General features: G+C 36.3%; 10 protein-coding genes and 3 pseudogenes. 8 read left to right on the top strand and 5 right to left on the bottom strand.

Annotated elements, in window-relative coordinates; translation table 11 throughout:
* The first annotated feature begins 10 nt into the window (after positions 1 to 10).
* The 3 genes and pseudogenes from A8140_RS00980 to A8140_RS25030 all read left to right on the top strand — a co-directional run.
* On the top strand, positions 11 to 532 hold the full coding sequence (locus tag A8140_RS00980) for an RNA polymerase sigma factor (protein ID WP_005528988.1): 522 nt from the start codon (positions 11 to 13) through the stop codon (positions 530 to 532).
* Positions 517 to 1,278, top strand: a complete 762-nt coding sequence (locus tag A8140_RS00975; protein WP_005528986.1) for a hypothetical protein — start codon at positions 517 to 519, stop codon at positions 1,276 to 1,278. Before A8140_RS00980 ends, A8140_RS00975 begins: the two co-directional genes overlap by 16 nt.
* Positions 1,279 to 3,109: 1,831 nt before the next feature.
* Positions 3,110 to 3,286 (top strand): annotated as a pseudogene (locus A8140_RS25030) (IS3 family transposase); the annotation flags it as partial.
* Between the two features lie 66 nt (positions 3,287 to 3,352).
* Here A8140_RS25030 and A8140_RS00970 read toward each other — a convergent pair.
* Positions 3,353 to 3,535 (bottom strand): annotated as a pseudogene (locus A8140_RS00970) (NAD(P)/FAD-dependent oxidoreductase); the annotation flags it as partial.
* 48 nt (positions 3,536 to 3,583) lie between these two features.
* Positions 3,584 to 4,474: a restriction endonuclease gene (locus A8140_RS00965; protein WP_005536748.1), complete on the bottom strand. Its 891-nt coding sequence runs from the start codon at positions 4,472 to 4,474 to the stop codon at positions 3,584 to 3,586.
* A 46-nt stretch (positions 4,475 to 4,520) separates the two neighbouring features.
* Here A8140_RS00965 and A8140_RS00960 point away from each other — a divergent pair.
* Positions 4,521 to 4,871, top strand: a pseudogene (locus A8140_RS00960) (IS1 family transposase); the annotation flags it as partial.
* Between the two features lie 136 nt (positions 4,872 to 5,007).
* On the opposite strand, the gene A8140_RS00955 reads toward A8140_RS00960, so the two are convergent.
* The 3 genes from A8140_RS00955 to A8140_RS00945 are packed head-to-tail and all read right to left on the bottom strand — an operon-like array spanning position 5,008 to position 7,667.
* Positions 5,008 to 5,817 (bottom strand): exonuclease/endonuclease/phosphatase family protein, encoded by an 810-nt coding sequence (locus tag A8140_RS00955; protein WP_005536750.1) that lies wholly within the window; start codon positions 5,815 to 5,817, stop codon positions 5,008 to 5,010.
* A 1-nt stretch (position 5,818) separates the two neighbouring features.
* Positions 5,819 to 6,394 carry a nucleotidyltransferase family protein gene (locus A8140_RS00950; protein WP_005536752.1) on the bottom strand — a complete coding sequence of 192 codons (576 nt, stop codon included), beginning with the start codon at positions 6,392 to 6,394 and terminating at the stop codon, positions 5,819 to 5,821.
* A 22-nt stretch (positions 6,395 to 6,416) separates the two neighbouring features.
* Complete coding sequence (locus A8140_RS00945) at positions 6,417 to 7,667, bottom strand: hypothetical protein (RefSeq protein ID WP_005536753.1); 1,251 nt, start codon at positions 7,665 to 7,667, stop codon at positions 6,417 to 6,419.
* Between the two features lie 357 nt (positions 7,668 to 8,024).
* On the opposite strand from A8140_RS00945, the gene A8140_RS00940 reads away from it, so the two are divergent.
* From A8140_RS00940 to A8140_RS00925, 4 genes are read left to right on the top strand one after another with little or no spacing between them, the layout of a single operon-like run.
* Positions 8,025 to 9,164: a nucleotidyltransferase family protein gene (locus A8140_RS00940; protein WP_038863351.1), complete on the top strand. Its 1,140-nt coding sequence runs from the start codon at positions 8,025 to 8,027 to the stop codon at positions 9,162 to 9,164.
* A 32-nt stretch (positions 9,165 to 9,196) separates the two neighbouring features.
* Positions 9,197 to 11,446, top strand: coding sequence for a B12-binding domain-containing radical SAM protein (locus A8140_RS00935; protein WP_050557422.1), 2,250 nt, complete (start codon positions 9,197 to 9,199; stop codon positions 11,444 to 11,446).
* Positions 11,446 to 12,438 carry an aldo/keto reductase gene (locus tag A8140_RS00930; RefSeq protein WP_038863349.1) on the top strand — a complete coding sequence of 331 codons (993 nt, stop codon included), beginning with the start codon at positions 11,446 to 11,448 and terminating at the stop codon, positions 12,436 to 12,438. The genes A8140_RS00935 and A8140_RS00930 overlap by 1 nt, the downstream gene beginning before the upstream one ends.
* Positions 12,410 to 13,579, top strand: coding sequence for an aminotransferase class V-fold PLP-dependent enzyme (locus tag A8140_RS00925; RefSeq protein ID WP_080619591.1), 1,170 nt, complete (start codon positions 12,410 to 12,412; stop codon positions 13,577 to 13,579). The genes A8140_RS00930 and A8140_RS00925 overlap by 29 nt, the downstream gene beginning before the upstream one ends.
* Positions 13,580 to 13,581 lie beyond the last annotated feature (2 nt).

Below are 13,581 nucleotides of genomic sequence, written 5' to 3'. Positions count from 1 at the left end.
TGAGGAAAGCGTGAACACCGATAAACATAAGATAGGTTTACTGCTTTCCCAAGTAGCGCTTCGAGACCAAGCTGCGTTCGAAGCGCTATACCAGTTGACCAGTACCCGGCTTTTTAACGTTATCCTCGGCGTCGTAAAAGACGAACACGTTGCAGCGGATATACTTCAAGAGGGATTCGTAAAGCTCTGGCACAACAACCAGCAATATCCAGTAAATCACCCTTGGGCTTGGTTATGCCAAAGTATGAGAAACCTCGCTATAGATGAAATTAGAAAGCGGAACAATCGAGGGGAAGAACAACTGGTAAAGCCCCCCGAAGAGGTCGCTCTCGAAGTAACATCTGACTCAGGAGCCAACTTATCATACTGCCTAAACTCGCTCGCTGAAGAAAAAAGGAATGCGATTATCTTGGCCTATCAGCACGGGATGAGTCATCAAGAGATCGTCCACCATGTGAGCACTCCACTTGGCACAGTGAAATCGTGGATTCGCCGAGGTTTACAGGAGCTAAAACGATGCCTAACCGATTAAAAAACGCACGTTATCAAAATCAAGAGCTAAGAGATAAACTTGCCGGCGAATACGTTCTGGGAACATTAACGCCACTCGTACGAAAGAGGTTGGAAACCCTCATGCGATCAGATCCCACTTGGTGGGAACACATCGACCTTTGGCATCAGCATTTGTCTAGCTTAACCCCAGCAATCGATATGACACATTCTGAAGGCAACTTGAAACCTCCGCCACGCCAAGTATGGAAAAACATCGCATCCCAAACAATCAAACCATCGAAGCAGACTCAGACTATGCGTTGGTGGTGGCTCCCTATTAGCATGGCTTTTTCTCTGCTCATAGGGTTGTCGCTACAACCTTTTGTATCACCAACCTCGCAACCAACAGAAATCGCACAGGTGCGCCCTATTAGTTACTTAGCCATGATGTCTTCTGAGAGCCAAAAAGACCATTTTGCTTTGGTCGCCTATCAAGGAGAAAAGCCCGGGCAATCAAGCATCCGCATGCAGCGAAATCGTGCGATGGCGAAAGTACCTATGGATAGAGCAATGGTGTGGATGAGAGATGGAAATACCGGTGAGCTCAAACTCATTGATAGCCTAGAAAATGTAAATAACGTCCGCTATATGTCGCCAACTGAGTGGCAAACGCTTAAAAACAGTTCTGAACTGCTAGTGACCGCTAATCGCGACCCAAACAGTGAGATTTTATATCGAGGCCGTTGTGTAGAACTAAACGCCCCACCAGCAAGCAAAGCATCATAAGCCCTTAGCTTTCGGGAAAGTCTAATATGGTATTGAACAGCAGCGATGGTCGTCATTATGAGTCCATCGCTGTTGCGGAGAAATTGTTAACTGTGCAGGGACAATAGAGTTTGCCCACAAGGCTCAAATGAGACAATAAAGTTTGCCCTCTATAAATAACAGCAACTGGCTTGTTAGATACAGCATCTTCCGTTGCGTATACAAAACATAGCAACCATCTTTACTCTCAATATCATTGTACATTGCTTTTCAAGGGCTGAACCGACGTTAACAGCTAACCAAATCACCCAGGTTTAATACTTAATCAAAAAGCTTAGATACCATAGCCTATTGCAGCGACTGCCGCAGCAGTCAAAACGGCCCCAGTAGCCACCCCCACTAACAGTATTTTATACTGTTAGTCTTTTCATGATTCATCCCTCTGTGTGTTTCGTTGGGATTAGTATTAGAATCTACTGAATTGAAAAACTATGTAACTATTTCTTATACTTTTACTTAAAAGATAAGATCCCGAATTGTAGGAATATAACAACCAAAGAACAGATCACATGGAAAAAGTTCATTATAAATTATGGGATGGGTTAACCAATCGCAATTTTTGATGTCATCTTCTGTAATGCCACAGGCTTCAAAATGAAACTTTCGTTACAGTTGTTGTATACTACTAACTGTATTATTTTTGCAGAGTTTCTAAGAATGATTAGAAAGTATCAATACAAAAAGTCCCTGCAAGCGGAAATAAGGAATTTGATAGTCTTATTTTCATTACGTCGAAGTATTGAACTTTGCACCCATCAATTAACCATACTCGTACCCGTAAGCGTTAGAGTTTAAGTTTTTTGTGTAGCTTTGCTTTTAGTTCCCATCACAATCCAACAATACCTAAAATACGCACTCCCCCAAAATACCCCTTTCGTACAACAAGCTTATTTTTGCCTATATTTATGCGCTACTGTATCTATTTACGCTATATCAGAAAAATAAATTGGCCAATTGGATAGATATACTGACATTTCACTCCTCTCACCTTCACGCTTTAATTATTTAATAACCTATCACTATTGAAAGGCAAATCAATGTTTAACACAACAGCCGAAAAATAAAGTTCATGTAAGGAAAGTCGATTTCGGATTCAACGAATCTCACTTTCCCAGCCAGTTTCAGAGGGACAGTTTTAAGTCTAGGAGGGTGGATAACACGTTTTTTCTTGCTTGTCATAGCTCACCACACTAGTGCTTGTACTCATTTAACTCTGTGTACAAAGATGCGAGTGCGGTTCACTCAAAAACAATGATTACTTACACATCAACTATTAATTTAGAGGTATAAACCAAGCCTAACGTAGAAAAAACCAACTACTAATTTAGTTGGTTTTTAAAATTCAGAAATATCAAATATATTCACATAATTGATTTCTTTTTTAAAACATAAAAAGTATATATTAAAAACAGCATGCATATAACAAAAAACACTTGTAAAAACCAATTTTCATTTATTTATTTATAAATAAACAAATAAATGCATCACCGTAAATAAAATAATCGATATAAATAGCTCACACTTAGGGTACACCAGCCTTAACATAAATACTGGCAATGCCCAATATAAAAAAAGAAACTAATATTATTGTTATTAAGCATTTTATTTCCAAATAAGGCTCAATAAAATAAGCTGCTCCGACTAAAAAACAAGGAAAAGAACGAAAAATATCTTATATAAGCCAATCATATATTAACCATGTTGAAAATCATCCCTTACAAATATCATTGTCATCAGTTTCGGCAAGAGCCGAATCAATAAACTTTGCAACTTCTCCAGTCATTGCTGCTGTAGCTGTTGGGATAATGCGTGTGTTGAGAGCTTTTTCCATTCGATGAAAGTCGAGGCGATCCAATACGAACCGATCATGACAAGAAATGAGATGCGCCAAACGCTCTTCGAGTACAGTGAGGTTGATAGTCATCCAACGACTCGATTTTTCGACCGCGCCCCACACTTAATCCAATAAAGCTTCACTTTACAAATCATAGTGATAACCATCACTATGGACAAACTTTATTGTCTCTGCACATAATTACACCCACTGACCCGCAACAAAGCCGCTCGACCAACACCATTGGAAGTTATAGCCACCTAACCAGCCTGTTACGTCCATCACTTCACCGATGAAGTACAAGCCCTTGATGTTCTTGCATTCCATAGTTTTTGAAGACAGGTGATCGTTATCTACCCCGCCTAGGGTCACTTCTGCAGTTTTCCGAACTCGATCACAAAGTTGTCAAAAATCTAAATATTAAAACAATTATTACCTAGGCCAATAAACCTTAGTCAAAGGCAGCAAAATTCTTGTATCGATATCAAATGAATCATAGTGCTCGATGATTAGCTTCATCAATCCGTCGATATCGATTAGTGTAACCGGGACGTTTGAACGTTCTGCTTCGTATTTAGCATCTTTGGTAAAGCCCCCTGTACTAACATATAAACCGCGATCGTCACTACGAAGACCTCCAATAAAGCTGCGTAGTTCCTGGGAACCCATAGCCGTATTTTTACGATGCTTTACTTCCACTTTAATTCGAGGAGACTCTAGCCCTAGGCCATCTGGTGAAGCAAAGATATCCACACCACGATCCATCCCTTTAGCTGAGACAATGGTTCTATAACCCATCGCCCGTAAAACGCCCGCAACTAAGTGCTCCATATCATCCGGAGAAACATCTACAATTCGGTCTTTTATTAGCTCTCTAGACTGTTCAATTACATCGTTTCGTGACTGCTCAATCGCTTGTTCTTTTTCTTCCTGAACTTCGGCAACTGATGGAGTATCGTTCTGAGAATTGAGAAATGTATTTATCTCAGCTGCAACATCATCGTTTACAGAAAATACTGTCAATGTACTGCCTAGTGTATTGCGCGAGGAAACACCCAGAGAATCGCGGCTTACACAGCCAAGCCATTTAACCTTTCGAATATGATTAAAATCCTCATCATCGATAATTTCACTAGTGTATTCATAATCACTAACTACCTCGCCTACTAAATATTCTCTGCGAGATGGGTCATATGTTATCGCCTGATCACCAACTTTCATGTCGAAACGAAACTTCTTGATCATCGCAATAGCATTACTCGATTTTGATGTGTGCTGCCCAGGGTACTCGTCAAGATACAAATTTACCACATGTTTCAACATTAAGTTTCAGATAGGCCCATCAGAGATGGACCTGTTAGGAGCTTAGCTTTGGTATGCATGGGAGCCGCGTTATAAACGCATCATTGCTCGCGGATTTGGTAACCGCAATACGGATGCGTTGCGAGTGTTACTTACTTTACTAAAGCCGTTCAACATCAGCTTCTTTTTCACAGATGACTTCAATGTCTACACGAAAGAGTTACCAAGAGAAAAGCACATTGTAGGGAAAAGGTTTACTCAGCGAATTGCGCGCACCAATCTGACATTACGTAGAAGATCAAAGCGACTGGTTCGTAAAACGATCGGTTTTCCAAAATCAGAAGAGATGCATGGCAAGTTTAAGGGACGTTTATCTAACGGGCACTCCACTGGTGATTCAACCGATTTGAGTCATTGACAGCTCTGGAAAGAGAGGTTTCAAGAGCAGTATTACAAGCTGAATATTCAGCTAAGAAAAATGAAAACATATCTATGAATCACACTGCTAATTGTTTATTTTCCGGTTCGTTGGGTTGTCGTCAATAAATGTGAATCTAGAATATATCCAGATACATAGCCGAGTGATCACTTAGTTTGTTTAACCTGGGAAGATGATCAAAATAACAACTTCTTATAGATTTATCCATTCTAGTATCAACAAACATATGATCTAGTCTCTGGCCTTCTCCTTCCTGCGAAACCCAGCTATGCTCATTTTTTTTCCCAGCCCTTAACACTGTATAGCAATCTATTAACCCAAGACCGCATAAATCTGAGTACACATAGTTCCACTGTTTATAACCGTCAATTCTTGGGATATGTTCTGGCTCGAGAATGTTTAAGTCACCTGTAAAAATAAGACGGTTCGATGGGCCAGAGAAATACTTTCTTAAACGAAATAGTTCATTATCACTAAAAGACTTCTTTAACGATATCCTTTCAGGTGTTGCATATAAAGGATGATATGATGGCATGTATGTCCCCCAGATAGTAACCATACCTAGTGAGAAATATATATTAACGATAATTGAACGAGGGTTGTCATCAGATTTGTCATATAGCTTGCATTTGTTGCTTTTCAGATTCCGTGTGGCAATAATGGTTGTGTACTTACATTCCAGGTTCATACCGTGATGAACGTTGTAATTATTCATTTCTAATAAAGACGCGTATTGCTCAATATTTTTGCTTTTAAGCTCTGTTAATACCAAGATATTGGCTTTTGAAGAGCATATGTAGTCAACTTGTTCTTTAAACCTACTTAATGAAGGAGACTGTAAGTTCCAGGATAGTATTTTAAGCGAACTTTTAGTTGTATAGTCATTATCTATTTTATTTGTCAAGTCTAGACTATAATTATTCATACTAACTCCATGGTATTATAGTGATATTCGGCCATCGCTCTTTATAACCTTTAGTTTTTTCTTGATAAACTGATATTTGCATTGAACGTCTATTGGGGCGAACAATCATTTTAAATAAATCGTTCAACCCAAAAGGGGCGTATACATAATAAATATTCTCAGTTCTCTGTACCCCAATGGAGAACGCCGGTAACCATGTAGCTATACCATCTTCAGCACTAACAAGTGGCGGTGTAATGACCCCGTATTCGTCCTTAAACCACCTATGGATAAACGCTTGATTTGTAACATCAATTTTTACCTCCCCCCCTACAGCCTCCATTATATTTATTTCTAGTCTCTTATCGGAGACTTTTGTGTGCATATCGAAATAAACAATGTCGATATCCTTAATATTATGTAGTAAGGGGAAACCATGTAGATTATTCCAAACTATTTGTGTAATCACTCCTCCTGCAATGTAGGCATTATTTAACCTTAGACGTTCGATCTCATCAAATACCCTATTAATTTCGGGAACTGAGCAAATGATGTCTAGCAGAGCAGAGCTACTAATATTAGTGTTTTTTGTATACAAATGTGTAGTCCAATACCAAATTTTACCAAATAGAACTAGATATTATTTCACATGCATTAGTGTTTTTCTTATCACCTTCGATTGAAGATATCGTATAAAGGTACTTTTCTGGGTCAGAGTAAGCTATAAACCATATTGCTGAACAATACATTTCTATTATTGGGAAAGATTTTCCTTCTATGTCACAATCATTTCTAATTTTAGCTCTAGAAACCATAGCCACTAGTTGTTCTTTAATTTTTCCATTTGAATTAGCAATAGCTGTGAAAGCTGTTCTAGATAATAAATAACCCCAATTTTCTTTTAGGATTTTTCTGATAAATCCCTTGGATAAATTTGGATGATATGTTCCACTGATTAAATAACTATTCATATATTGTCTATTAAAAACATGGGTTTTAATACTACGCTTAGAGCGTTCAATATCGTCCTTTGAGATATATGGGAGATACTTAGCAATCTCTCGAGCTTCATCACCATGACAAGCATCAATGTTAATTTGCTCGTGTTTTTTTTGTCCTCTTGTAAACTCTTCTCCTAAGTCTGATGAATCCAAAACATCAATATATCTTTGTGAATCTGAAGCATTTCCTTCTAACATCATTACCATGGCGATAAAAGAAGGAAGGTCGAAGATTGAATAGTACAATAGGTTCCCTACTATACTCAATGTTGACACATGTACAACAACACTCTCTAACTCAGCTTTGCTATAATCGGAAGCACTTTTGAGTAGTTTTTGGTGACCAATCTCTTCTCGAAAAAAAGAAAACAACTGTTCTCGTAGATGGTCATTTAAGTCTTTATTAATTAAAGATGCTGCTATACAACTTTCTGCATTTTGGGTAATAAAGCTATATTGCAGCGCCCATCGCAACAACGTTTCATTCGAAACTGACTTATCTTCAAGCTGTTGAGTAAAAATATCAGGATGTAGCTGAGATAGCACATGTTTGTAATAGTACCTTTCCTGGTCGCAGATTAACTTTTTTCCTGAGAATACACGAATATCTTTTGGGTCAAATTCAGTAATAATACATTCGGAATCAAGAATTTCTATCAGTTGCTCAAAGCTGTAAGGGGACAAGTCAACTTTTTTGGCTAGATCTAGCTCTTTTAACTCTAAGTGTTCTAAGACCTTTTTGACATTTTTTGTCAAACACAAACTGTCCAATTCCAATTCAAAGCTATCATTCCCAATCTCAAATTTTATAGATTTTCCAGTAGATTTATAGCAAACATCTGGCGACAAGATAGGATACTTTTGAAACATCTAAAACCTCCTTAGGTTCACGCAGTAAGTAAAAAACCACTCAAGAAGCTGAGTGGTTTATATCAGGTTAATTATAGGCGTGGGTTTTCAAATGAAACTTTTTTCCCTTTACGAACTAACTTCATGAAGTACCTCCTTTCTTATGTTGTATCAATGATATAAAAGTGCCCATTATGTAACGAGACCTTTGATTAATACCACAAACATTTAACACAGCAAAGTAATTTTACACACCTTAGTGAATAGCCTGTTGGTTTATAGCAACGGATCACATATCAACAATGTTGATATTGAAGTAAATACATTGGTCAATGTAGTTTCACTGGGTAAATGTGATGTTGTGCAAGGATGCTTTAGGTGAAATTTAGAAAAAATACTTTTTTATCAATGGTTTATGATCTTGTGCTAGATCAGAATTACATAGAGCTTGAAAGATTACTCGAGTGTGAATTCAAAACTGAAGATCAAAAAGTGAATTTCTTAAGAAAAGAAAAGATCTTATACGGTTATCTTAGTTACTTTCGAGATAGCCTATCCCAGGAGTTGTCTAATCTACTGAAAGCCTACGACGAAATATCAGCACACAAACTGAAGATTGATAGTTACTTGGAAGAAATGAACCTTGTAGGAAAGGTAATGTATGTTAAAGGACCAAACTATTCGTATCTATACCCGAAAGGGATGATTAGGGAAGTTAGAGATTTAGATTTGTTATTTGATAGCAAAACCGATTATATAAAGTTTGTATCTTTGATATTAGCAAAGTCGTACAGAAATTCAAAGCTATGGCTGATGAAACAAAATAAAATTGAAACTTTATCTGGGATATTTCAACATGATATGAGCCACCCTTTTCCTTGGAAATACAGTGACAAGTTATGGCTTGAAGTTCACTACAAAAACTACCCAGGAACATTCTATTCAGGTGTTAATCTAATAGAAGTCTTTGCTACTAAACCTTTTCAAGTATCAATGATGATCGCATTTATGGTTGAAATCATTAACAGAGATAACAAGGCAAAAAGCTTCTCTATACGAGATGCAATTGATTTTAACTACTTATTGGAATCATTAACTGATCAAGAACTACTAACAATTTCCAGATTTGTTTGTAAAGAATCATTGCATTTCAGCCTACTCTTGATAAATAAATATCTAACAGACCAGAATATCTATCTAAGACATGAAAAAAAGTTAGCATTTTTATTACAAGAAATAAAAACACATTCTAGCTTTATCTCTGAACACCAAGATATTGTAGAAAATAACAAATATGATTGTGAACTACACCATGCAATTGACTATGTAAAGTGCCAAGGATTGAATGATCAAATTATTTACAACGATATTTTGAGAAGAAGAAAAGAGAACGAAAATTATAATTTAACAATAAAGGAAGTAAAAAAACACCATGATATTGGTATCCCCTTAGAAGGAGTAATTACAGAAAAAATATCTTGTGATATATACCTTACAGATAAATGGACTTTAACATAAATAAAAAAAATAACTAAAAATGGAGCTTTAAGTTGGCTACGTTAAATAAAATTGAAAATATTGGTGGTGCGGCAGGCAAGGCTCAAATAATAAAAGTCGTAAGCGTAAAACACAATCTACTAAACTATAGAGATAGAAAAAAAGAAATTAATTCCTTTTTGACAAAAATTGATTACATAAAAGAACCTGATGAACTCAGCGATAATATTATATTGCATCAATGCGAACCGGAAAAAATTAAAGAGTTAATTAACAATAACTTACCTAAAGATTATAAAACTATAGTATCTGGTTCTGTAGATGAACGTGTAATAATTATTTATTCTATCGACTTATCATGTCATGCATTGAGTTTGGGGAAACCAATTAGGGATGTGGATATTGTATCAAATAATCTTGTTACGGTAGTCAACGCTAATCAATACTATGGTGAAGGTTATATAAGCCCAGACCTAATAAGGCAGACAACTGAGTCACCGATAGTGTTAGCTGGCTTATATCATCCTGAAATATTCCCATTGCCGAGAGTTGCTCTTGGAATATCGTGTATTGCTAGAGCTTTGCGATCAAACCATCTCGGAGACGTAAGCCTATTGGATATGCAATTAGAACTAAGTTCTCATGAACTTGTTAGTTCAATTGTGCTTAAAAAACCTAAGGTTATCGCTATATCAGTAACATTTGGTCAGCAAGATGTATTAGAATATATACTCTCTGAATTAGTTGAGAGAAACCTTGATTTAACGTCAAGGATTATAGTTGGGGGCAGCTTAGCTGTTTTGAATAAGAATATTCTTCTTGATAAATATCCAAATATATACATTGGTACGTCATCGGGTGAATCGACGATGGTCGACTTTACTCGTGCCGCAATTGACAATACCGATTGTTCAGATGTACCTGGTGTTGCTTATATTAATGATGGCAAATTTTATGAAACAAAAGCTATAAATAACCGAGTGTCATTAGACATATTACCAGAGCTAGACCTCCTACCTAAAACATTAAATTTAAACGGAGTAATGCAGCTTGAATCTAGCCGAGGTTGCAGCTATGCGTGTTCATTTTGTCCACGTCAGCACAAAGGAATATGGGCAGGTGACTCGGTCCAATCTATAAAATCTCTAATGCCATATATTGAAAGTGAGTTTAATAAAAATAACTTACTACCGAAAAAAATATTCTTAGTAGATGAAGAGTTTCTAGGCTACAACAGAGAGTCGCAAAAAAGAATTGAAGACTTGGCAGACCAAATACATAGGTTTGGATTTAAGTTTGAAACAAACTCAAGAGTAGATCAAGTAGTTCGATTAAACAAAAATGTAGATTGGCATCAAAAGCGATTGAATATGTGGAGAAAGCTCCGAGACACATCTTTAGACCGGTGTTTGTTCGGTGTAGAGTCAGGTGTCGATTCAATTTTAGAGCGATTCAATAAAAAAACAACATCGTTGCAGAACATCTTAGCGATTCGAATCCTAAGTATGATGGGAATAAAGACAAGATACACTTACATTACTTATGACCATCTAATGTCAATGGAAGAACTGCTTGCTACGTATTATTTTCTAGGTCGAAAAGATCTAATTGTCAGTAGTGATCTTTCAATAAGTCCAAAAGATGCCTACCTCTTAGCACAGAATAATGATTACTGCAGTGTTCATTCAACAGGCAGAGCATTCTATGAAGACGTGTCCTACATGCTAGGTTCAATGGAAAACCTTCAAGGTGCAAACTATACGAAAGAAGTTATAAGCCTGGGACTAGCCACAGGGTTTAATGAAGCGATGGGTAGAGTCGATGCTAACTATCTGGACCGAAGAATAGGTAGGTTTAGTTACTATAGCCAATTGTGGATTGATATGTCATATCCTTTTGATTATACGCTAAAAAGTGTTCAGAAAATATCAAATAGCGACGAAAGGGAAGCAATTCATAGAACAAGGAAAATTATCAGAAGAAACAGTTGGGAGTTACTGGGATGCTTTTTGTATGTAGTTATAGGTGACAAAAAAATACTTGATAACCACAGAGATATCAGATTTTCCGATTTCATCGATGAAAAGAGGAAAGAATATTCAAAAGATAATACTATTGAAAATCTTAACTCTGTTCTTTATAAAATCATAGACCTTAAATTAAAACAGCAAACAGAAGATATTGAAACATCGCTAACCTTATTGAGAGGGAATATTAGCAGTAAATTAATGACGATTATTTCTGATGGCTACAAGCATTTTCTGTCTAGAAAAGATAAAGGCTGGAAGTTAAAGGATGCATAATGGCTAATTATTCCACATTGTATTGCGCTAAGTTAAACAAAAAACTTAGTAGAATTGCATTAGGCACGTGGCAGGGAGGAGGTTCTTATATCCAAAATGGAAGACATATTGGCTGGCAGAGTATTAATGAAAAAAAGTACATAGAAGCAATAGTTTACTCTTTAGAGAATGGGATTAACTTTATAGATTCTTCAGATTCTTATGGACCGGACTATAGTTCTATAAGGAAAATTTCTCACGCGTTGAATTCAACGATCAAAGCAGAAAATTGCAGTATATCATTGAAAGTCGGTTACACGAAGACAGATAAGTATGACTATCTAGACAAGGAACTTGTAAAACAAAGATTATTCAGAACAATGGATATTTTAAAAATTGATTCTTTAGACGTGTTTGCATTTCACCATAACTATTTTTTAAATAGAAGGCAGTTTGAAGAAACCAGTGATTTCATTTTAAGTTGCGTCGAAAGTGGAATTATAAAGTCTACTTGTATAAGAAAGTCACATCAGTTTACCAACCAAAAAGAGTTAGTGATTAGAAATGATTTCGAATGCTTTTTATTAGATAAATTAGATCCTTCTTTCGTTGCTAACAATTTTTCTCCGATACCTGATAGAGAAAACGATTCCAATGATAAAAAAATCTCCCTTCTTAATAAAACACTATTTCAAGGCGTAATGCTTAATGAGCCGAGAAAGTTTAATAAAGGAGACACTAGGTTTGGAAAGTCTATTTATAGTATTGACAACCAAAAAATAATCCACACACATTTAAAAAAATTTAAGAAATCAGAAACAATTAGTTTCTTATTGAAACGATGTCTCAAAGAAGAAAATTCTATACAAGTTATTGGTATAAGAAACTCAAACCAATTGAATGATTTTCTTTGCTCTAACGAAATATCAGACGAAGTATATAATAAAATTCAAGAAGCTATTGATAATATCAACAAGGATATAAATGATGTACGAATGGCCAATTATAGATGAAAAATTAGAAAAGGTAGTAATTGATCAATTGAAAAGGTCTCTTTCTGACATTGATTCGAAAGGTGTTATTGGAGAGGTCGAATCAGTTATTAAAGATTATTATAAAACAGAATATGCCGTATTTTTTAGTTGCGCAACGGGTGCAATGCACTCTTTATACTACGCTCTTGACTTTAAGCCTGGTGACGAAATAATCGTTCCCTCATATACGTTTTTTGCAACATTTTCTCCATTTGCCTATGAAGGGGTTAATATTATACAAGCGGATTGCGATAACTACGGAAATATAAGTGCAAGTGAAATAGAGAGATTACATACGGATAATACTAAAGCCGTTGTTCTTACACATATGTGGGGGATACCATGTGATATGGATGAGATATGCCGAGTTTGCGAAAAGCTTGAAATCAAGTTAATAGAAGACTGTTCACATGCTCATTTAGCCACTTACAAAGGAAAAAAAGTAGGTACTTTTGGTGATGTCGGTATCTTTAGCACCAACCAGAAAGTGCTAACTTCAGGTGAAGGTGGTTACTTGATCACTAACCATAAAGAAATATTCGAGAAATCAATAATTTTAGGCCATTACAATAAAAGAGTAAAGCAAGAAGTGACTGATAGGAATTTAACTACAGTTTCTTTAACAGGGCTAGGATTAAAGTATCGCGGAAGTACAATTGGTGCTGCTATTCTTAAAGAACAATTCGCTAGAGTTCCAGTCATTAAAAGCCAACGTGGAGTGAATTATCAAACATTGTTTGATGCTGTTGAAGAGTCAACCTATTTTGAAAACATCTGTCCTCCATATGATTTTGAGCCTGGATTATACACGTTCCCATTTATGATCAAGAACGAGCATTCAAGTTTAAAGAACGACATTCTTAAAGTTTCCGAAGAACAAGGGTTTGGATACGTAGATAGTCCGGGGTCAACTAGACCGCTTATAGATCAGCCATTATTCTTCGGTCAAAAGTCTGTTTTCCATAGACTTTCTACTAATGCCTATGAAGTTAACATTAAAAACGCTAGTAATGTTAGTGGACGACTGCTGAAGCTACCATTATTCGGAAAGCCAAATAATGGGAAAGCCGAAGAAATTATTCTTCGCTATGCCGATTTTATAAAAAAAATGTCTGTGTAAAC

Source organism: Vibrio campbellii CAIM 519 = NBRC 15631 = ATCC 25920, assembly GCF_002163755.1.
Taxonomy (GTDB): domain Bacteria; phylum Pseudomonadota; class Gammaproteobacteria; order Enterobacterales; family Vibrionaceae; genus Vibrio; species Vibrio campbellii.
This window is presented reverse-complemented; position numbering and strand designations above follow the sequence as displayed.

Bases quoted from the DNA above. Each gene is read 5' to 3' on its own strand.
- A8140_RS00975 (WP_005528986.1), top strand. From the start codon at position 517: ATGCCTAACCGATTAAAAAACGCACGTTATCAAAATCAAGAGCTAAGA.
- A8140_RS00965 (WP_005536748.1), bottom strand. From the start codon at position 4,474: ATGTTGAAACATGTGGTAAATTTGTATCTTGACGAGTACCCTGGGCAG.
- A8140_RS00955 (WP_005536750.1), bottom strand. From the start codon at position 5,817: ATGAATAATTATAGTCTAGACTTGACAAATAAAATAGATAATGACTAT.
- A8140_RS00945 (WP_005536753.1), bottom strand. From the start codon at position 7,667: ATGTTTCAAAAGTATCCTATCTTGTCGCCAGATGTTTGCTATAAATCT.
- A8140_RS00930 (WP_038863349.1), top strand. From the start codon at position 11,446: ATGGCTAATTATTCCACATTGTATTGCGCTAAGTTAAACAAAAAACTT.
- A8140_RS00925 (WP_080619591.1), top strand. From the start codon at position 12,410: ATGATGTACGAATGGCCAATTATAGATGAAAAATTAGAAAAGGTAGTA.